The sequence below is a fragment of the Curtobacterium sp. BRB10 genome, from assembly GCF_031844325.1.
Lineage (GTDB): Bacteria > Actinomycetota > Actinomycetes > Actinomycetales > Microbacteriaceae > Curtobacterium > Curtobacterium poinsettiae_A.
The window spans coordinates 1-18,862 of record NZ_JAUZVA010000007.1 but is presented as its reverse complement, the minus strand read 5'-3'; the positions used below and the strand labels follow the sequence as shown (position 1 = coordinate 18,862).

Sequence of the window (18,862 nt, the reverse complement as noted above, 5' to 3'; positions counted from 1 at the left end):
ACGGCGCGTTGCACCGCAAGTACGTAACCGAGACGTTGCGGAGTCGGACGGCCCTGCTGAGGAGGACAGTATGAGGGAGCAGAACGGCCGGCAGTGGGGCTTCGCCACCGCGCAGGTACACGCCGGATCGGTCCTCGATCGGGGTCACGGCTCGCGGGTCGACCCGATCCACCTGACAGCGGGTTACGTCTTCGACGACTTCGATCATTCGGCAAGCCGGTTCGCTGGCGAAGACGGCGGACTGGTGTACTCGCGGCTGGGAAACCCGACCGTGGCCGCTGCTGAACATCGCATCGCTGCCCTCGAGGGCGGTATCGGCGCGGTACTCACGGCTTCGGGTCAAGCTGCCACCACCGTGGCGCTGCTGGCGCTCCTCAAAGCAGATGACCATGTCGTATCCGGCCCGAGCATCTACGGGGGCTCCCGTGCGATCCTCCACGAGACCCTCGGGGGCCTCGGCGTGACGACGACCTTCGTCGACCAGCCGTCAGACCTCGACGCGTGGCGGGCCGCGATCAGACCTACAACACGCGTCGTCTTCGCAGAGACCTTGCCGCACCCCAAGAACGACCTGGTCGACGTCGAGGGAATCGCCGGTGTCGCCCATGACGCTGGACTGCCGTTCGTGGTCGACAACACGATTCCTACGCCCTTCTTGCTGCGGCCGCTCGAATGGGGTGCCGACGTGGTGGTGCATTCAGCATCGAAGTTCCTCGCCGGGCATGGGGCAGCGCTCGGTGGCGCCATCGTCTCCGGGAGTGCCTTCGACTGGTCCACCGCGCCGATCCGACACTTGACCGAGCCTTCGAGGGCCCTCCGCGGCGAGACTTGGTCGAGCCGTTTCGGAGCGGCGGCCTTCCTCGAGCACGCACGGCAGTCGGTCGCTGCTCGCATCGGGCCGACCGCGTCGCCCTTCAATGCCTTCCTCGTCAAGCAAGGCATCGAGACCCTGTCCCTGAGGATGCGGCAGCACTCAGCGAACGCCCTCGTGATCACCCGATGGCTCGAGGCGCAGCCCGAGATCGAATCGGTCGACTACGCGGGACTCCCGTCGAACCGGTACAACGGGCTCGCACGGAAGTATCTCCCTCGCGGTGCGGGATCTGTCTTCGCATGCACCTTCCGCGACGGCCTGCCCGCTGCTCGCGTCTTCATAAATGCGCTCTCGCTGTTCACGCGGATGACGCACATCGGCGACGTGCGGTCGCTCGTGCTGCATCCAGCGACGACGACGCACGCCAAGGTCCCGCCGGCGGACCGAGCGTCGATGGGTATCGGAGACGGACACGTGCGCCTGTCGGTCGGCATCGAGGAGCAGGAGGACCTGCTCGCCGATCTCGAGCAGGCGTTCGACGCCGTGCGCCAGGATCGCACCGCAGCGCAGAGGGACCATCCCGCGTAGGAACGATCAGGACGCTGTTCTTCCGCGCACAGGCCTCGGCCCGGCTGGTTCAGCGCGGTGCGGCGCCGTCCGCCCGATGGGTCCTGCATCCAGTCCACTCGGTAGCAAGGAGGTCGCACGAGCGCACGCGAGCGGCGCGCTCGTGCGTGATCGTCCTGACGAGGAGTTTGTCCGCCTCGGTCACCCGTCAAAGTGTCTCGAGCTGGTCTGCCACCGTGACGGCGTCTCCGACGAACCGAGTAGTCATTCGGTCCGCGACCGATGCCGGAGCGTCGCCCTCCAGCGGGTGCTCTCGCCGCCCAGACGGGCGTCGGGTACTCGATCGCCCCGATACCCGAGCGGATCGATCGCACCCACTGGCCGTAGCCGAGGGCGAGATGGGACGCGTCGGCAGCGTCTCGGCCGACGACGACGTCCGCCGACACGATGACGTGCGGAGCGTCGAGCACGCCGGGTCCGAATGCTCCGCAGTACGCCTGGATCGATGCGAGCACGGTGCCGGGTGACGTGTGGCAACTCGTGCCGTACGGCAGCCCCAGCGCACCGGCGACCCGTGCGCGGGCACCGCCCGTGCAACTGTGGACCCAGAGCTCGACCAGAGCCGCGGCAGGGGGTGGCGCTTCGAGGACTGCACCGTCACGGGTCCACGTCCCGGCGAAGAGCGCGCGGATGAGCTCGAGTTCGCCGTCGAACCGGTCGACGCCGGGCACGCGACCGAGGAGTTCGCCCTGCAGTGTGAACCGCGAGCCGGCTGCGGTCTGGAAGTCGAACGGCGCCGGGATGAGCGGCCCGTCCACGATGTCGTCGGCACGAAGTGCGAGCGATGGTGGCTTCGGCGTGCCCGGGCCTGGTGCGCCGAACCGTCCCAGCCCAAGATCGATGCGTGGTCCGTACAGCGCGGCGAGCTTCCCGAAGGTCTCGGCAATCTGTAGCCCGCGGACGTTGCCGACCAGGGTCGCGGCGCTACCGACCCGGATCGTCGAGGTCGCTGCCGCCACCGCGCCGATCACGATGTCCGGTGCGCTGCCCGCGACGCCGGGGTTGAGGTGGTGGTCGGCGAGCCAGTACCGGGCGTGGCCGGACCGCTCGGCGGCGCGGGCGAGGTCGAGTGTGTTCGCCAGCGCCGCCGCTGCGGTCGATCCGGACAACACCGGGACAAGGTCGAGGACCGAGAGCGGGACGGCCGTCATGCCGCGTTCGTCCAGGCACCGGTCAGCTGGTAGAGGCGGGTGTCGGCTCGGGTGGGACGAGGAGACGCGACGGCAGGATTCGAACCTGCGGCTTAGCGGGCTATGAGACCGCTTCCTTCGACCACTTGGATACGCCGCGATGACCTCACCGTACGGATCGAGCGGGTCCGGCCGTCCCCGATGACGCCCGGTGTCGCCGGGAGTCGCACGATGACGGCCGGCTCGCGCGTCAGCGGCCGGTGCGACCGCGGATCGGCTCGGCCGACTCGATCTCGGACCACAGCAGGGTCGCGGCGTGCCGCAACCGGTGGAGGCCGTTGTGCTCCAGCGTCGCCGACGCTCCGAGCGTCTCGAACACCCGGTCGAATGTCCGCTCGGTGATCGCGCGAACGCCGAACTGCAGATCCTCGGCCGCCGCGCGGTCCAGGGCGCCGTAGAGCAGCTGTTCGGCCGCGGCGACCGCAGCCACGGCGAGACCCGATGTCTCGCGCAGGACCTCGACGAACTGCGGGTCGTCAGCGGCGAGGAGCGTGTTGCCGTCGTGCTGGACGCGCGTCCGACCGACGGTCAGGCGCGTCGCCGTCCGGACGAGTGAATCGACCAGGGCCGCTCCGAGCAGGACGCGCACGGCTTCCGCGCCGAGGCCGGCACGGTCGGCCGCTGCCTCCGCACGCGCACGGAGCGACGGGGGCCACGGGTCGGCATCCGGTGTCGTACCGTCGACGAGCCAATCGGGCACGGCTGCTCCCCCTCCACGGGTCCACGACTCCGGCTCGGCACGCGTCAGCCGCCCGCGGTGGACGGTCCGAGCGTACGGGTCCCCCGGAATCCGGACCGAATGCTCCCGCAACACTTCTCAACCCGGATCGGGACGCAGCTCCCGAATCGGTACGGTCAGCGCATGGGTCATCAGCTCCTCGGTCCGACGTTCGCGACGTTCCTCGAGGAGGTCCGGGCTGCTGCGGCGCACACGGACCGCACCGGCAGGCTCCCGCGCCGCTTCCACGACCAGCTCCGCCGCCTCGGCTTCGGCCGGATGCGGCTCAGCAGCGCCGACGGCGGGCTCGACGCGAGCGTCGTCGAACTCGTGGAGACCATCACGGACATCGCCGCTGCCGACCCGAACCTCGCACAGAGCTGGCGGACGCACGTGCTCGCGACCGAACGGCACCTCAAGGAGGCCGACGGCCCGACCCGTCGACGGTGGCTCGGCCGGATCGCCTCCGGCGCGATGATCGGCGGCGGGTGGACGGAGTCGGACGGGAGCACCGGCGCAAAGTTCACCACGCGATTGCACGACGGTGACGGCACGCTGCGGCTGACCGGGACCAAGTTCTACTCGACGGGAAGCGCTTACGCGGACTGGCTCGAGTACAGCGCCGTCGACGACGAGGACTCCCTGGTCATCGTCGGCGTCGACGCGGGTGCCGACGGCGTGGTGGTACGGGACGACTGGACGGGCTTCGGCCAGCGCGCGACCGGCAGCGGCACCACCGAACTGCACGGCGTCCCCGTCGACCCGGCCGACGTCGCACCCTTCGCGACGCAGCACCGTGGCACCGCGGGCTGGCAGCAACTGGTGCTCCTCGCCGTCCTCACCGGGATCACACGTGACGTCGCACGCACCGCCGCGGAACTCATCGACGAGAGCGGACGCCGCCACGGACCGCCGGACGTCCGTGTCCTCGAGCGCTTCGGACGACTCGAAGCCCTCGTCCTCGGGACCGACGCCGCGCTCCTCCGCGCAGCGACGGACACGGACGCTGCCCACCGGGCGCTCGTCTCCGGACCCGGGCCCGTGGCCGACCGCACCGCCGACGCCGCGGAGGTCCAGACCTTCCGCGCCCAGGTGCTCATCGTCCCGGCAGCGGTCGAGGCCGGTGGACTGCTGACGCAGATCGCCGCGCTGCTCCCCGAGCCGCTCGAGGACCTGCAGCAGCGGTGGGCCCTCGACCGCCACTGGCGCAATGCCCGGACGATCGCACAGCACAACCCAGTGCTGCACCGCTCGCGCATGATCGCGGACCGGCTCCTCTACGACATCGGTACGGAGGTCGACGTCCGGAGCCGCGACACCGTCCGGGCCGAGGCCGTCCGGCGCGACGCCGAGGCCAGGACGCTGCCCGCCCTGCCCATCGGTGGGGACCTCGCCGACGCCCTCGCCGCCGATCGCTCCCTCCGGCTGCGGCTCGCCGACCTCCTCGCCGAGCGGTCACCGGTGCTCCTGGTGCTCGAGGACGATCCCTCGGCCGGCGACCCCACTGTCGCCGCAGCATCCCTGCTCGGCGACCTCCCGCGAGCCTGGTTCGCCGTGACGACACGTGCCCGTGCGCTCGGTCACCCGTACGACCTGGCTCGGCGCATCGCGACGCTCGACCAGCTGTCCGGCGGCCGGATCGCCTGGGTCCTCCGCGGAGGACCGGACAGCGACGTGACCGAACTGGTCACGGTCGTGCAGCAGCTCTGGCGGAGCTGGCCCCGGGAGACCCTCGCCCTCGACGGCAGCGCACCCGCGTTCGCGGAGACCGCGGCGATCACGCGGATCAACAGCACCGGCGCGTTCCGGATCGCGGGACCGCTGAACGTGCCGAGCAGTCCGCAGGGACTCCCGGTGACCGTGACGTCCGGCGGCGCGAGCGTCCGTGCGACCGGCACCTGCCGGGTCGACCTGGTCGAGCGGGCCGACGACCTGGTGCTCGCGGGCAGCACCGACGATGCAGTACCCGCGGTGCGCGTGGACGCCCTCGTGCACCACGACCTCGAGACCCTCGCCGCCGCCCTGCAGGACCGCACCGCGGCGCACGACGACCGAGTCGGCACGCTCCGCCGACGTCTCGGGGTGCCGGCACCGGTCCTCGATCCCCTCGACGGCGCGGCACCGCGTTTCGACGACGCTCCGGAGGCTTCCTGATGTCCGCCGACCACCTGACCGTCAACATCAACGTGCTCGGCGTCGGCCAGCGCCCGGCCGCATGGCGCTCGGACGACATCACCCCCGACGCCGTGGTCGACCTCGGGCACTGGCAGGCGGTCGCCCGCGAGGCAGAGCGGGGCCTGGTCGACGCCGTCTTCCTGGCGGACCGCCCCGCGATCACCGACCCACGCAGCCGTCCGGTCCAGTACCTCGACCCGAGCATCCTGGTCCCCGCGATGGCCGCCGTGACCGACCACCTCGGGTTCATCGCCACCGCGTCGACGACGCTCAACGAACCCGCCGAGCTCGCCCGACGGCTCGGCAGCGTCCACCGCGCCTCCGGTCGACGGTTCGGCTGGAACGCCGTGACGACCTGGGACGTCGAGGCGGTCCGGAACCACGGCATCGACGAGCTGCCGCCACGGGAGCAGCGCTACGCCCGCGCCGAGTCGTTCGTCGCGGAGGTCCTCGGGCACTGGGGTGACGACCGTCCGGCCGTCGTGCAGGCCGGCGGCTCCGGCCCCGGCGTGCAGCTGGCCGGCCGGTTCGCGGACGCGGTCTACTCCGTCGCACAGGACCCGGACGCGTCGGCTCAGCACCGCCTGGCCGTCCGCGAGGTCGCCGTCGCGTCCGGCCGCCCAGCGGACGCGGTCCGTGTCCTCCCGGGGCTCGCGATTGTGATCGGGAGCACGGAGCAGGAGGCCCGCGACCGCTTCGACCACTGGGAGCACCTCGCCCCGGCGACCTACAGCCTGGCCGAGCTCGGCAAGGCCCTCGGCGCGGACCTGCTCGACGTCGACCTCGACGCCCCGGTCCCGCCGGCCGTCGTGGATGCGGCGCGTCAGGGCGGCGCGGGGTGGTCCGACGCCTACCGGCGCACGCTCCTCGACCGCATCGCGCGGGGCGACCCGACGGTCCGCGAGCTCCTGCGCGACTTCGGCGGCTACGGCCAGCGATTCATCGCGGGGACGCCCGAGCAGATCGTCGACTCGATGGAGGCGTGGTTCCGCGCGGGAGCGGCCGACGGCTTCAACGTGATGCTCGACCTGTTTCCGTCCGGCCTGACCGACTTCGTCGACCACGTGGTCCCGGAACTGCAGCGGCGCGGTCTGTACCGCACCGCGTACGACGAGGGGACGCTCCGGGACCGACTCGCGCGTCCCTGACCCGGTCGCGTCGCGTCCCGGCGTTCCGCCGCGCGCATGGGGCACGTCACCTCACGACCGTGTCCTTCCGACCGACGATGGTGAGCGCTGCGGCAATTGCCACTACGACGCCCTTGATCATCGTCTTGGCGAAGTCGGGCACCTCGAGCTGGTTCAGCCCGCTCGAGAGCACCACGAGAATGAGCACGCCCACCAGGGTGCGTTCGACCGCGCCGCTCCCCCCCGGCCAGCGAGGTGCCTTCGACCGCGACCGTCATCCGCGACGACCTGCTCGAGCTCATCGGTCTCGCCGACCGCGTGCTCGTCGTCCGCGACCGCGCGATCGTCGCCGGCGTGCCGTCCCCGCCCGGAGCGAAACCGCGCGAGGACGACGTCGTCCCCTTCATGTTCCGCCCCTCCGACCTGGAAACGCTCCCGTCATGACCACCGCACCACCCCGAACGACCGCACCGCTGCGGCCGCCGGCAGCGGAGCACCGTCGGCCCGCCGTCCGCTCGTCCCGCGGATCGTCCTCGTCCGGGTCCTGCCGCCGCTGGTGCTCGTCGCGCTCGTCGTGTACTTCTCGGTGGCGCGGCACACGTTCCTCAGCACCGGCAACTTCGTCTCGATGGGGACGTCCGTCGGGTACCTGCTCGCGGGCTCCGTCGGGTTGGCCTTCGTCATCCTCGCCGGCAGCATCGACCTCTCCGTCGGCGCGACCGTGCTGCTGTCGTCCGCCGTCGTCGCGCTCGGGCCGGCAGGGACAGCCGGCCCGCCGCGGTGGGGGTCACCCTGGCGGTCGGCGTCCTCGTCGGCAGCGTGAACGGTGCGCTCACGGTGTACGGACGACTCCCGTCCTTCATCGTCATGCTCGGCACCCTGTCGGTCTTCACCGGGCTCGCGTTGACGGCCCTCAACGGACAGTCGGTCACGTTCTTCGGGGACAGCCTGCTCGGGCTCGTGAACACGCAGCTCGTCCCCGGGGTCACGGAACGTTCCTCGTCGGTCTGGTGCTCTTGACGGGCGCAGATGACGCCTCGTGACCCTGCGCGTCGGCGTGTGACTGCGCGAGCACGGCGTACCCGCTACCGCTCCTACGCTCGTCGAGGCCAGCCGGGACCACCCGGACGGGAAGCGGAGAGAGGAACGACGTGCTCGAGGTGCGAGACGTCTCCAAGACGTACCGACGACACGGCCGGGAGGTGACCGCCCTCGACCACGTGTCGTTGTCCGTCCCCGACGGCGGCATTACCGGGATCGCCGGACGGAGCGGTGCCGGGAAGTCGACGCTGTTCCGCGTCGTCACCGCGCTCCTCCGCCCGGACTCGGGCAGCGTCCACATCGACGGCGAGGACCTCTTCCGCCTGCGCCGACGCGACCTGCGGGCCCGTCGTCGGCGGATCGGGATCGTGTTCCAGCAGTTCAACCTGCTGCACGGACGGACCGCCGCTGAGAACGTCGAGCTCCCCCTGCTGCTCGCCGGCACCGACCGGACGGAACGGCGCCGTCGGGTCGGCGAACTGCTCGACCTCGTGGGGCTCGCCGATCGGGCGGACAACCACCCCTCGCAGCTGTCCGGCGGACAGAAGCAGCGCGTCGGCATCGCACGAGCGCTCGCGACGAACCCGTCCGTCCTGCTCTCGGACGAGGCGACGAGCGCGCTCGACACCGAGACGACCGAGCAGGTGCTCGGGCTCCTCGAGCGGGTGAACCGGGAGCTCGGGGTCTCCGTCGTCCTCATCACCCACGAGCTCGAGATCCTGCGGAACCACGCCCACGAGGTCGTCGCGTTCGAGGCGGGCCGCGTCGTCGAACAGGGGCGGACCATCGACCTGGTGTCCGACCCGACGTCCCGCATCGGCCGCGCGATGCTCCCCCGCGCCACGTCGGCGACACCGGCGACCGGCACGCCGGACGCACCACGCGCCTCCCGGCCGGGTGCGGACCGGCCACGTGTGCTGGTGACCGTCCGCGGCGAGGCGACCGCGCGCGGGTACCTGTCGCGGCTCGCCGCGGACACCGCGTACGACGTCCTATCCGGCGGCGTCCACACCGTCGGCGGGGAGCAGGTCGCCCGGTACGAGCTCGAACTGCCGGACCGGGCCGGGCTCGATGCCGTCCGGCGGACGGCCGACGGACGGACGGCGGTGGAGTCGGCGTGATCTCCAACGGACTTGGCCCCTACGGGCTCCTGGCACAGGCCGCGGGCGAGACGCTTTACATGGTCTTTTGGACGTTCCTCCTGACGTTCGTCCTCGGCACGGCCCTCGGTGTGCTGCTCTTCCTGACCACCCCCGGCTCGGTCGTCGTCGAACGAATCCGCAGTGCCGGCGCGCAGCGTGCGGTGATCGTCGGCCACCACGTCGCCAGCGTCCTCGTGAACATCGTGCGGTCGCTGCCCTTCGTCATCCTGCTGCTCGCGATCCTGCCGCTCACCCGCAGCATTGTCGGCACCACGCTCGGCACGACCGCGGCGCTCGTACCGCTCACCGTGAGCATGTTCCCGTTCTTCGCCCGGATCGTCGACAACGCCCTCGCCGAGGTCGACACCGGACGCCTCGACGCCGCCGAGGCGATGGGCGCCAGCACCCGGCAGCTCGTCTGGCGGGTGCTCCTGCCCGAGTCGCGGTCCGGCCTGATCGCCGGCTCGACCCTCACCCTCGTGGCGATTGTCGGCAATACCGCGGTCGCCGGCACGGTCGGGGCCGGCGGACTCGGCGCCTACGCCGTCACCTACGGGTACCAGCGCTACGACGACCAGCTCATGTGGACGACCGTCCTCGTCCTCGTCGTCATCGTGCAGGCCATTCAGGTGGTCGGCGACGTCTGGCTCCGACGGCGCCTGCACAAGCGCTGACGCGTCCACCCGCTCACCTGCTCACCGCTCACCCGCTCACGCGAGCCCGCTCACCCGAGCCCTTCCCCATTCGATCCGATCCGAGAGGAACCCCATGCACCACCCGAAGCGCGCCCTCGTCGCGAGCGCGGCCGTCGTCATCGCCGCAATGACCCTGAGCGCCTGCGCGTCCGGCTCCACCGGCAGCTCCGAGAAGGTCGACGGCAAGTGGACCGCGAGCAGCGAACCGCTCCGCGTGTGGGCCGAGAACCGCCCGCACTCCGAGATCCTCGAGCACATCCAGGACGCGGGACTCCTGCCCGACGGCGTCACGCTCGACGTCACCGTCGCACAGGAAGGCGTCAACGAGAACGAGACCGTCGAGAACGGCGACGTCGACGCGACCTACATCGACCACGTGCCGTTCTTCGAGCAGGACACGAAGCAGCGCGGGATCACCGACCTCGAGGTCGACGCGAAGGTCCACATCGAGCCGCTTGGCATCTACTCGAAGAAGGTGACGTCCGTCGACGACATCGCGGACGGCGCGACGATCGGGATCCCGGACAACGTGACGAACTTCGCGCGCGGACTCTTCCTGCTGCAGAGCGCGGGGCTGCTGGAGCTCGACCGGTCGTTCGACGGCGGCGACCTCAGCGGTGACGACCTCCTCATCACCGAGGCGAACATCGCGTCGAACCCGAAGCACCTAAAGTTCCTAAAGACGGCGGACAATACGCAGCTCGCCCGGCAGCTGCAGGACGTCGACGCGGCGATCCTGCAGGGCAACGCGGCGCTCGGCGTCGACCTCACGCCGTCGCAGGACGCCCTGCAGCTCGAGGACTCCAAGAACGGCAACCCCTACGTCAACGTGCTCATCGCCCCGAAGGCGCTGCACGACGACCCCCGCATCGAGGCCCTCGACGAGGCGCTCACGAGCAAGGAGGTCGCTGACTGGATCACGAAGACCTACGAGGGCAGCGTGATCCCGGTCAACCACGTGGACTGACCGCCACGGTGGGCCCCCTGACCGCCGCGGTCTTCCGGGTGGTCGTGACGGACGGGAGGCACGCTGCCGGTCGGCACCGTGCCTCCCGTTGTGTCACCGGTCGCGGCCCTGCCGCTGCCGTCACCGGTCGAGCGTGCTCGCCCCGTTCATCAGCAGGTCCCCGACGAGGCGGCGCTTGTGCACGCGTGGGCTGTGCGATGCCAGCGTCCTGGCATTCCGCCAGTGCCGGTCGAGCCCCAGCGACAGGAAGGTGCCGGACGACCCGAGCGCGTCGAAGACGACCGTCGTCGCGTCGAGCACCGCGTCGGTGACGACCGTCTGCGTCTGGGCCACCGCCGTCCAGCTGCGTTCGAGCAGATCGCGCAGCACGCTGTCGCCCGCCGGGTCCGCCCCGGCCACGCGCAGCGCCGTGTGCCGGTCGACCGGCGTCGATCGGCCCAAGGCTCGCGGTGAACGCGGCGTCCGCCGCTCACACCGGCGCGGCGACGGTGCCCACCACGCCGAGGAGTTCCGGGTCGTCGGTCGGTCCGCGGTGCCATTCCGGTGTCCCCTGGCCCTGACGCGGAGGGCGGCGACGCCGTCACGGAGTGCGGCGCGGCCGATCCCGACGAGGACCGCGTGCATGAAGGTTCGGTAGTACTGCTCCTGGTAGGGGTACCGGGTGGCGTACGGCAGGACCCGCTCGTCCGGGACGTGCACGTCGGTGTAGGTCACGGTGCCACTGCCCGTCACGCGCTGCCCGAAGCGGTCCCGATCGTCGCCGACGACCACGCCCGGATCCACGGTGTCGGCGAGTGCGACGATAGTCCGCCCCGTCGTCGACGGCCATCACGGTCACCCACCGGGCGTAGGTGCTGCCCGTCGAGTAGAACTTCCGACCCGTGATCCGCCACCCAGCGGCCCGGTCGCGGGTGAGACGTGTCGCGATCGGCTCCCCCGCCGACCTCGGCGCTTCGCTCCAGCCACCCCCGACGATCTCCCCGTCACCGAGCCGGGCGACCACGGCGCGGTCGAAGGCCGTCCCCGCAGCGTGAACGCGGTCCTCCACGAACGAGAAGTGGTTCCGCCAGACGTGCGCGAGGTTCGGGTCGACCTCGGCGAGTTCGGCGACCGCGCGAAGAAGGTCGGACAGCCGGGCGCCGACACCACTCCACCCGACGGGGGTGTGTCGCGCAGGAAGCCGAGGCCGGACGGGAACGCGATGTCCTCGGTCGACTTCGAGGGCTTCTTGTTGCTGCGGGTCAGGGTCGCGACGACACCCGAGAGGGCGATGCCAGCACCACCCGTTTGCCCGAGTGCGACGTCATCGGTGCCCGTGACCTTCCGCACGAATGGCTGCACGATCGCCGTCGAGATCGTCATCACGACGCCCTGCGCGATCGAGCCCCACAGGATGACCTGCCAGGCGCTGAAGCCGGTGACACCGAAGATCACCGCAATCATCGCCGCCATGTAGAAGGCAACGTGACCGGACGGGTAGATGCACTTGAATTGCGACGTTGCCGCGAGCGCCACATTGACGATCATGCCGAAGAAGAAGATCAGCGCGGCAGCGGAGCCGTACTCGAGCAGCACCTAGCCAACGATGGCCTCGTTGTTCGGCACGACGCCTTGCACGTCGAACGCGTGCTGGAACATGTCACCGAAGGGAGCGAGCGAGCTGTTGACGACGCCGGCACCGGCGGCGTGGACGAGGCTCGACCCCGCTGCCCCCGAGCTCCCCGAGCGCCTTGTCGATGTTCATGTGGGTCATGAAGCTAGAGCCGAGGCCGGTGCTGCAGACGGCGAGGATCTTCATGCGTTCTGTCCAATCTTTGTGAGGACCGACGCGACGTCGGCGGGAGTGGTGTCGGCGAGGAGCCCGCTCCATGCGTCCTCGTCGATGAGGACGCTGGCGAGCTCCTGCATCGTCTGGATGTCTTCGATCGAGTCGCTCGCGGCGAGGCAGAGAAAGAGGTCGATCGGGTGCGCCGCGTCGTCGGCGAGGTCGACGGCGGGCCGCACCCTCAGGTATGAAAGACCGAGTCGGGGCACACCGGCTTCGGGTCGAGCGTGCGCGAGGGCGACGCCGGAGCCGAGGTCGATGTACGTGCCACCGGTAGCGGCGACGGCGGTCTTCATCGAGCGACGAGCCCGAATTGCCGGTCAAGCAGAACCGTTGTCAGACCGGCAACCGCGGTACCGCGTCTAGCAGCGCCCGCGTGTACGCGGACTTCGGCTGGGCGAGAACGCGACGGGTGTCACCCTGCTCGACGACCCGGCCGCCCCGTAGTACCACCGTCGTTGCGCACAGCCGGGCGACGACCGCGAGGTCGTGCGACACGAGCACTATCGTCATCCCGTGCTCGGCCGCGAGCCGCTCGAACAGCTCGAGCACCGCGACTCGGGTCGTCAGGTCGAGCGCGCTGACGGGTTCGTCGGCGACGAGCACCCGCGGGCCGGAGACGACGGCGCGGGCGATCGCGATGCGCTGCCGTTGGCCGCCGGAGAACTCGTGCGGGTAGCGCCGCCCGGCGTCGGCATCGAGCCCGACGTCCCGGAGTGCAGCCTCGACGCGGTCCACGGCCTCGGACCCGGAGGCCACCGCGAGCGAGCGGAGCGGCTCGCCGACGATGCGGTCCACGCGCTGGCGGGGGTCGAGCGAGGAGTACGGGTCCTGGAACACCGGCTGCACCGCTGACCGGAACCGGCGCATCGTCGAACGGTCCCGCAGGTGCAGGGGCGCGCCGTCGAAGGACACCACGCCGCTGTGCGGGGACGCGAGACCGAGCAGCAGCCGGAGGACCGTCGACTTGCCTGCGCCGGACTCCCCGACGACCCCGACGTGCCCGCCGACGGGGACGTTCACGGACACGTCGTCGAGGGCGAGCCCCGTCCGCCGGCCTGGGTAGCGGTACGACACGCCGTCGAGTGCGAGCAGCGGTCCCATCAGGCTCCCGCCCGTCCGGCGTCGAGCGTGTCCTGCAGCGAGCGAGCGCTGCCGACGAGTCGCTGGGTGTACGGCTCCGCGGGGTGGGCCACGACCTGCTGCACGGCGCCCTGCTCCACGGTGCGCCCGTGTTCGAGCACCAGCACCCGGTCGACCGTCCGCGCGACGACGGGCAGGTCGTGGCTGATGAACAGCAACCCCATGCCGCGCTCGGCGACGGCCCGGTCGAGCAGGTCGAGCACCTGCGCCTGGACGGTCACGTCGAGCGCGGTCGTCGGCTCGTCGGCGATGAGTACGCGGGGCTGGCACGCCAGCGCCATCGCGAGGGCGACGCGTTGCCGCTGGCCTCCGGAGAGCTCCCACGGGTAGGAGCGGACGATGCGCTCGGGGTCGGGCAGGGCGACGTCGGCGACCGCCGCACGGACGGCGCGCTCGACCGCCGCACCGCGCAAGCCGCGGTGCCGCCGCAGCGGTTCGGCGATCTGGGCGCCCGCGCGCATGAGGGGGTCGAGCGCCGTCGTCGGTTCCTGGAACACGGGTGCGACCATCCGGCCGCGCACCGCGCGCAGGGTCCGCTCCGGTGCACCGACCACTTCGACGTCGCCGACGCGGACGGATCCGGACGCGGCGAGGCCCGCGGGCAGCAGCCCCATCACGGCCAGGGCGGTGAGCGACTTGCCGCTCCCCGACTCGCCGACGATGCCGAGCCGTTCGCCGTCTTGGACGGCGAACGAGACGCCATCGACGAGCACCGCCCCGTCGGCGGTGGCGATCCGCAGGTCGGTGACCTCGATGGCTGTCGTCATGCGCGCCTCCCGTCGGTCGCCTCGCGCGTGACCGCGGCCGGCGTACCGGACTGGAGGCGCGGCGAACGTGCGCGGGTCGCCCCGCGTCCGCGACGGGTCGGGTCACCGACGTCGCGCAGCCCGTCCGCGAGCAGGTTCGCGCCGACGACGAGGACGACCAGCGCGAGGCCCGGCGCGAGCACGCCGACCGGCGCCTCGGACGCGGTCTGCTGCGCGTCCTGCAGCATCCGACCCCACGAGGCGTTCGGCGGCGGCGCGCCGAGCCCGAGGTACGACAGGCTCGCCTCGGCGAGCACGGCGAGGCCGAACTGCAGGGCGAGGTTCACCGCGAGCGTCGGCCAGATGTTGGGCAAGACGTGCTGGGTGACGATGCCGGACCAACTCGTCCCCGAGGTCCGTGCCGCGGTGACGTAGTCCTGTCGCAGGACCCGGCGGGCGAGGATCCGGACGACCCGGGCGACGGCCGCGGCCATCACGATCCCGACGGCGACGACAGCGGTGCCGAGGGATGCTCCGCGCGCGGCCACCAGGAGCATCGCGACGAGGAGCGTCGGGAAGGCGATGACGATGTCGAGAACGGCAGACAGGGTGTCGTCCAGCCACGGCCGGGCGAACGCCGCGACCAGCCCGATCACCGTACCGAGGACTCCACCGACGAGCACGGCTCCGACGCCCGTCGCGAGCGCGATCCGGGCGCCGATGAGCAGCTGCGTCATGAGGTCGCGACCGAGCGTGTCGGTGCCGAGCCAGTGCGCGGCACCCGGCGGGGTGAGTCGACCGCCGGACGTGTCGTAGAGGGAGTACGGCAGCCAGACGAGGGACAGGACCGCGGCGACGAGGACGAGCCCGACGGACACGGAGCCGACCGTCAGCGAGACCGAGCGGCGGGCACTCACCGGTTCCCCGAGACGGTCGAGCGCAGGCGCGGGTCGACGATCCGCTGCGCGACATCGGCGACGAACCCGATGACGAGGACGGCGACGGTGGACACCAGGAGCACACCCTGGATGCTCGGGTAGTCGTGCTGCTCGATCCCCGTGACGAGCATGCTACCGAGGCCGGGCAGGGCGAAGACGCTCTCGACCACGACGGCGCCGAGGAACGTGCTCGCGAGCTCGATGCCGAGCACCGCGATCACGGGCACGACGGCGGAGCGGATCCCGTGCCGGAGGAACGCCGACGCCGTCGAGGCGCCGAGCGCCCTGGCCGTCCGGATGTGGTCTGCACCGAGCACGTCGAGCACCGCACTCCGGACGTACCGGGCTATGGACGCGGTCATCACGACGGCGACGGTCATGACGGGCAGCGCGAGGGCCTGCAGGGCGTCGCCGGGGTACGTCCAGTCGTCGCGGGGGAAGCCGTTCGACGGCAGCAGACCCCACTGCAGCGACACCACCTGGACGAGCAGGATGCCGATCCAGAAGACCGGCACCGCGACGCCGAGCTGTGTGATGCCGGACAACACGACGCCGTACCAGCGGTCGGCCCGCGCGGCGGCCACGAACCCGACCAGGCACGCCGCGACGACCGCGACGACGAAGGCGATCAGCGTGAGCGGCACCGTCACCACGAGGCGCTGCGCGAGGTCCGGGAACACCGGGAGCCCGCTCGTGAACGAGGTGCCGAGGTCGAACCGCAGCATCTGCCCGATCCAGGTAGTGAACTGCGCGGCCAACGGGAGGTCGGAGCCGACCTCCCGTCGGGCCGCAGCGATCTGGTCCGGGGTCGCGTTCGCCGCGAGCAGGGCGTTCGCCGGGTCACCCGGCAGGATCCGCAGGAGCGCGAAGACCACCACGAGTGCCACCAGCAGCGACACCACGAGGATGCCGAGGCGGCGGAGGACGTAGACGGTCATGCGGTGGTGCGGGATCCTGTCTGTTCGCTACCCGACGGTGATGCCGGAGACGGGGAACTGCGAGTTCAACCCGTTCTTCCAGTATCCCGTGACGTCCTTGTCGGACACAACGATCTGGGGGTACAGGTACAGCCAGTCGCTCGCGGCGTCCTTGACGATCTGCTCGTTCGCCTGCTTGAGGAGCGCGGTCTGGCCGTCCTGCGAGGTCGCTTGCTCGGCCTTCGCGATGTCCTGCTGGACGGAGGGGTTGTCGTACCCGAAGTAGAAGTCCGGGTTGCCGTAGAAGACGACGTCACGGTCGTTGACGTGCTCCTGCAGCGTCGCCTCGAAGTCGTGCTGCTGGTACACCTTCGTGTACCACTCGTCGGCGCTGATCGAGTTGATCTCCACCGTGACGCCGACCTTCTGCAGCGCGCTCTGCAGGTACTGCGCGACCGCGGGGTGCGGGTCGTACGTGGGGGTGTCGAGGGTGAAGGTGAACCCGTCCGCCTTGCCGGCCTCGGCGAGGAGCTGCTTCGCCTTCGCCGGGTCGTACGCGTTGACGCTCGTGAGGTCCTCGTACCAGGGGTCGGTCGGGGGCACCATCGACCCGTTCACGGTGCCGTAGTCACCCCAGATCGCCTTGAGCAGCGCCTTCCGGTCGACGGCCGCGGAGATCGCCTGGCGGAGCTTCACGTCGGTGAAGGGGCCTTCGGCGTCGTTGAAGGCGAGCAGTTCCTTCGTGGTCGACTTGCCCTCGCTGACGGTGTACTTGCTCGTGTCCGAGGTGAACCGGGACAGCGCGTCCGGCGACTGGATGCTCGTGATGACGTCGACGCGGCCACTGGCCAGCGCGTTCGACAGCGTCGATGCACTCGTGAAGTAGTCGAACTCGACCCCGCCGTTCTTCGGCTTCTCCCCCCAGTAGCCGTCGAAGGGCTTCAACGTCAGCGACGAGCCGCGCTTGCGCTCACCGAGCTGGTACGGGCCGGTGCCGTTCTCCTCGGTCTTGAGCGACTTCTCGTCCGACGGGACGATCCAGACGTACGACAGGTTGTAGACGAACGAGATCGACCGCTGCGACAGCTTCACCACGACGGTGTCGTCGTCGGGGGTGGCGATCGAGGAGATGACGGACAGGCTCGACTTGCGCGACGACTGCGATTCTTCGGCGGTAATCCGCTCGATCGAGCTCTTCACGTCGGCACTCGTCATGGTGCCGCCGCCGTGGAACTTGACACCCTTGCGGAGCGTGAAGGTGTATGTGAGCCCGTCCGACGAGGTGTCGTACTTCGTCGCCAGCAGCGGGGTGACGTCGCCGTCGTCGCCGAGGCGGAACAGGCCCTCGTAGACGTTGTCCTGGAACGCCTCGTTGACGCCTTGGCCGCCGCCGTCGACGTTGGAGAGGTTCGTCGGCTCGTACAGCGAGCCCACTACAACAGTGTCATCCTCACCGGACGACGAGCCGCCGTTCGAGGACGAGCAGCCCGCGAGAGCGAGGCTGAACGCGACGCCGGTGGCGACGAGGGCGAGGGTACGGGTCTTCACGGTGCTCCTGTTTCAGGCATGCGGGTACGTGGGGTTGGCGAGGGTCGTTCGGGTGTGGCGCGGGTCAGTCGGTGTGCGCGACGTACCGCTCGCCGGCGTGAACCGGCAGGTGCAGCCGGTTCTGGAACGGCGGCAGCGGGCAGTTGTACTGGTCGCTGAAGCCACACGGCGGTACGAACGCGTAGTTGAAATCGAGGATGACCGGGGACTCCTCGCCGGAGCCGACCCCGTCGGGACGCTCGACGAAGAGGAATCGGCCCGTGCCGTAGGTGCGCTCGGACTCCTCGCCGCTGCCGTTCGTCGGGTCGCCGAACACCAGCAGCAGGGTGCCGTCGTCGTCGAACGCGCTCAGGGTGTAATCACGGCCGTCGATCGTCGCAGCGATGTCGCCCGGTACGACGAGGTCACGGGTGCTGCCGGCCGCGTCACGCAGGTGCTCGTAGGGGATGGTCCGTCCGCGCTCGGCCGGGGTGAAGCGCGCCTCGATCCGCCACGACGGGTCGTATGGGAACACCGGCGTGCCGGTGTAGGAGCGGTTCGCCGGCGACTCGGCGTCCCACAACCGGTACCCGTGCTCAGGGGCGCCGCTGTCGATGTCTTTGCGGTGCACTGCCGTGGCCGTCACCGATGCCGGCTGGCCGGCGAGGACCTGATCCAGGTCGGGCTCGGCACCGCCCGGCAGCCACGTCGTCTGCACGAGCGCGAGGTCGCCCTGCGGCCCCGTCACCCGTTCCCGACGCGATTGCCGCCAGGCATGCCAGGAATTGGGCGCGGCGTCGGGTGCACGGGAGGGTTGCACGGTGGTCACAGTAAACGATCCCACGGCGAAGCCCTCAACTCGCCTTCGGGGTCATACAAGGAAACACAAGATCACGACTGGGAGGGAATCCTCGTTCGCGACGGATCAGGATGCGTCGGGCCGCGCACTCGACTTGGCCACAAGTGGTTGGGAGGTCATGAAATGGCAGTAAACATGAAGTAGCGCCACTTCGGCGGCCGTTGAGGCCGGACACGGTTGGTGAACAGTTGACGGGAGTGTGGCAATGCCGACGGAACCGACCCGAAGGAGACCAATTCACTCCCTCTGTGCTAGACCCGGTCGACCGGCACGCATCTCTCCGATGACCGGTCGGCTTATCTCGCCGCTCCACGTGACGAGCTCGCACCGGGGCTAAGCCTTTCCTGCTGGGAACGGCCCACCCTGCGGATGGCGCCGATGTCCGCCTGCGGATCGGCCAGTGAGGCACCG

Annotated in this window: 21 protein-coding genes, 1 tRNA gene and 2 pseudogenes; 10 read left to right on the top strand and 14 right to left on the bottom strand. The window is 70.6% G+C overall.

Annotated features, from left to right (window positions below):
• Positions 1-70: 70 nt before the first annotated feature.
• Positions 71-1,402: a PLP-dependent transferase gene (locus tag Q9R26_RS15435; RefSeq protein ID WP_311227766.1), complete on the top strand. Its 1,332-nt coding sequence runs from the start codon at positions 71-73 to the stop codon at positions 1,400-1,402.
• A gap of 578 nt (positions 1,403-1,980) precedes the next feature.
• On the top strand, positions 1,981-2,334 hold the full coding sequence (locus Q9R26_RS15430) for a hypothetical protein (RefSeq protein WP_311227765.1): 354 nt from the start codon (positions 1,981-1,983) through the stop codon (positions 2,332-2,334).
• Here the strand turns inward: Q9R26_RS15430 and Q9R26_RS15425 are convergent.
• From Q9R26_RS15425 to Q9R26_RS15415, 3 genes and pseudogenes are all read right to left on the bottom strand, one after another.
• Positions 2,317-2,592: pseudogene (locus Q9R26_RS15425) on the bottom strand (LLM class flavin-dependent oxidoreductase); the annotation flags it as partial. The gene Q9R26_RS15430 and the pseudogene Q9R26_RS15425 sit on opposite strands and share 18 nt — an antisense overlap.
• 64 nt (positions 2,593-2,656) lie before the next feature.
• Positions 2,657-2,731, bottom strand: a tRNA-Met gene (locus Q9R26_RS15420).
• A gap of 90 nt (positions 2,732-2,821) precedes the next feature.
• Positions 2,822-3,331 carry a hypothetical protein gene (locus tag Q9R26_RS15415; RefSeq protein ID WP_311227764.1) on the bottom strand — a complete coding sequence of 170 codons (510 nt, stop codon included), beginning with the start codon at positions 3,329-3,331 and terminating at the stop codon, positions 2,822-2,824.
• 162 nt (positions 3,332-3,493) lie between these two features.
• Between Q9R26_RS15415 and Q9R26_RS15410 the strand changes: the two genes are divergently transcribed.
• Both Q9R26_RS15410 and Q9R26_RS15405 read left to right on the top strand, forming a co-directional pair.
• Entirely contained in the window at positions 3,494-5,503 is a 2,010-nt protein-coding gene (locus Q9R26_RS15410; protein WP_311227763.1) for an acyl-CoA dehydrogenase family protein, read from the top strand.
• The gene (locus Q9R26_RS15405; RefSeq protein ID WP_311227762.1) at positions 5,503-6,672 is read left to right on the top strand and encodes an LLM class flavin-dependent oxidoreductase; all 1,170 of its coding nucleotides are present in this window, start codon (positions 5,503-5,505) and stop codon (positions 6,670-6,672) included. Before Q9R26_RS15410 ends, Q9R26_RS15405 begins: the two co-directional genes overlap by 1 nt.
• 46 nt (positions 6,673-6,718) lie before the next feature.
• On the opposite strand, the gene Q9R26_RS15400 is transcribed toward Q9R26_RS15405, so the two are convergent.
• The gene (locus tag Q9R26_RS15400) at positions 6,719-6,859 is read right to left on the bottom strand and encodes a hypothetical protein (protein WP_311227761.1); all 141 of its coding nucleotides are present in this window, start codon (positions 6,857-6,859) and stop codon (positions 6,719-6,721) included.
• Positions 6,860-6,906: 47 nt separating this feature from the next.
• Between Q9R26_RS15400 and Q9R26_RS15395 the strand changes: the two genes are divergently transcribed.
• The 6 genes from Q9R26_RS15395 (at position 6,907) to Q9R26_RS15370 (ending at position 10,496) form a co-directional block, all read left to right on the top strand.
• A complete protein-coding gene (locus Q9R26_RS15395) occupies positions 6,907-7,095 on the top strand; it encodes a hypothetical protein (protein ID WP_311227760.1) in 189 nt (62 codons plus the stop codon).
• Positions 7,096-7,207: 112 nt separating this feature from the next.
• Complete coding sequence (locus Q9R26_RS15390; protein ID WP_311227759.1) at positions 7,208-7,474, top strand: hypothetical protein; 267 nt, start codon at positions 7,208-7,210, stop codon at positions 7,472-7,474.
• Entirely contained in the window at positions 7,471-7,671 is a 201-nt protein-coding gene (locus Q9R26_RS15385) for a hypothetical protein (RefSeq protein WP_311227758.1), read from the top strand. Before Q9R26_RS15390 ends, Q9R26_RS15385 begins: the two co-directional genes overlap by 4 nt.
• A 131-nt stretch (positions 7,672-7,802) precedes the next feature.
• Positions 7,803-8,813 (top strand): methionine ABC transporter ATP-binding protein, encoded by a 1,011-nt coding sequence (locus Q9R26_RS15380; RefSeq protein ID WP_311227757.1) that lies wholly within the window; start codon positions 7,803-7,805, stop codon positions 8,811-8,813.
• On the top strand, positions 8,810-9,508 hold the full coding sequence (locus Q9R26_RS15375; protein WP_311227756.1) for a methionine ABC transporter permease: 699 nt from the start codon (positions 8,810-8,812) through the stop codon (positions 9,506-9,508). Before Q9R26_RS15380 ends, Q9R26_RS15375 begins: the two co-directional genes overlap by 4 nt.
• A gap of 94 nt (positions 9,509-9,602) precedes the next feature.
• A complete protein-coding gene (locus Q9R26_RS15370; RefSeq protein WP_311227755.1) occupies positions 9,603-10,496 on the top strand; it encodes a MetQ/NlpA family ABC transporter substrate-binding protein in 894 nt (297 codons plus the stop codon).
• Between the two features lie 120 nt (positions 10,497-10,616).
• On the opposite strand, the gene Q9R26_RS15365 is transcribed toward Q9R26_RS15370, so the two are convergent.
• The 10 genes and pseudogenes from Q9R26_RS15365 to Q9R26_RS15325 form a co-directional block, all read right to left on the bottom strand.
• Positions 10,617-11,267, bottom strand: coding sequence for a hypothetical protein (locus Q9R26_RS15365; protein ID WP_311227754.1), 651 nt, complete (start codon positions 11,265-11,267; stop codon positions 10,617-10,619).
• Positions 11,268-11,330: 63 nt separating this feature from the next.
• Positions 11,331-12,170: pseudogene (locus Q9R26_RS15360) on the bottom strand (PTS transporter subunit IIC); the annotation flags it as partial.
• Positions 12,136-12,294, bottom strand: coding sequence for a hypothetical protein (locus tag Q9R26_RS18645; protein WP_396136835.1), 159 nt, complete (start codon positions 12,292-12,294; stop codon positions 12,136-12,138). The pseudogene Q9R26_RS15360 and the gene Q9R26_RS18645, both read right to left, overlap by 35 nt.
• Positions 12,291-12,617 (bottom strand): PTS sugar transporter subunit IIA, encoded by a 327-nt coding sequence (locus tag Q9R26_RS15355; RefSeq protein ID WP_311227753.1) that lies wholly within the window; start codon positions 12,615-12,617, stop codon positions 12,291-12,293. The genes Q9R26_RS18645 and Q9R26_RS15355 overlap by 4 nt, the downstream gene beginning before the upstream one ends.
• Before the next feature lie 40 nt (positions 12,618-12,657).
• Positions 12,658-13,425, bottom strand: coding sequence for an ATP-binding cassette domain-containing protein (locus Q9R26_RS15350; protein ID WP_311227752.1), 768 nt, complete (start codon positions 13,423-13,425; stop codon positions 12,658-12,660).
• Positions 13,425-14,231 (bottom strand): ABC transporter ATP-binding protein, encoded by an 807-nt coding sequence (locus tag Q9R26_RS15345; protein ID WP_311227751.1) that lies wholly within the window; start codon positions 14,229-14,231, stop codon positions 13,425-13,427. The genes Q9R26_RS15350 and Q9R26_RS15345 overlap by 1 nt, the downstream gene beginning before the upstream one ends.
• Positions 14,228-15,088 carry an ABC transporter permease gene (locus Q9R26_RS15340; RefSeq protein WP_311227750.1) on the bottom strand — a complete coding sequence of 287 codons (861 nt, stop codon included), beginning with the start codon at positions 15,086-15,088 and terminating at the stop codon, positions 14,228-14,230. Before Q9R26_RS15340 ends, Q9R26_RS15345 begins: the two co-directional genes overlap by 4 nt.
• A 35-nt stretch (positions 15,089-15,123) precedes the next feature.
• Positions 15,124-16,086 (bottom strand): ABC transporter permease, encoded by a 963-nt coding sequence (locus Q9R26_RS15335; RefSeq protein WP_311227749.1) that lies wholly within the window; start codon positions 16,084-16,086, stop codon positions 15,124-15,126.
• Positions 16,087-16,113: 27 nt separating this feature from the next.
• A complete protein-coding gene (locus tag Q9R26_RS15330; RefSeq protein WP_311227748.1) occupies positions 16,114-17,613 on the bottom strand; it encodes an ABC transporter substrate-binding protein in 1,500 nt (499 codons plus the stop codon).
• Positions 17,614-17,677: 64 nt separating this feature from the next.
• Positions 17,678-18,340: a DUF1684 domain-containing protein gene (locus Q9R26_RS15325; RefSeq protein WP_311227747.1), complete on the bottom strand. Its 663-nt coding sequence runs from the start codon at positions 18,338-18,340 to the stop codon at positions 17,678-17,680.
• Positions 18,341-18,862: the final 522 nt, after the last annotated feature.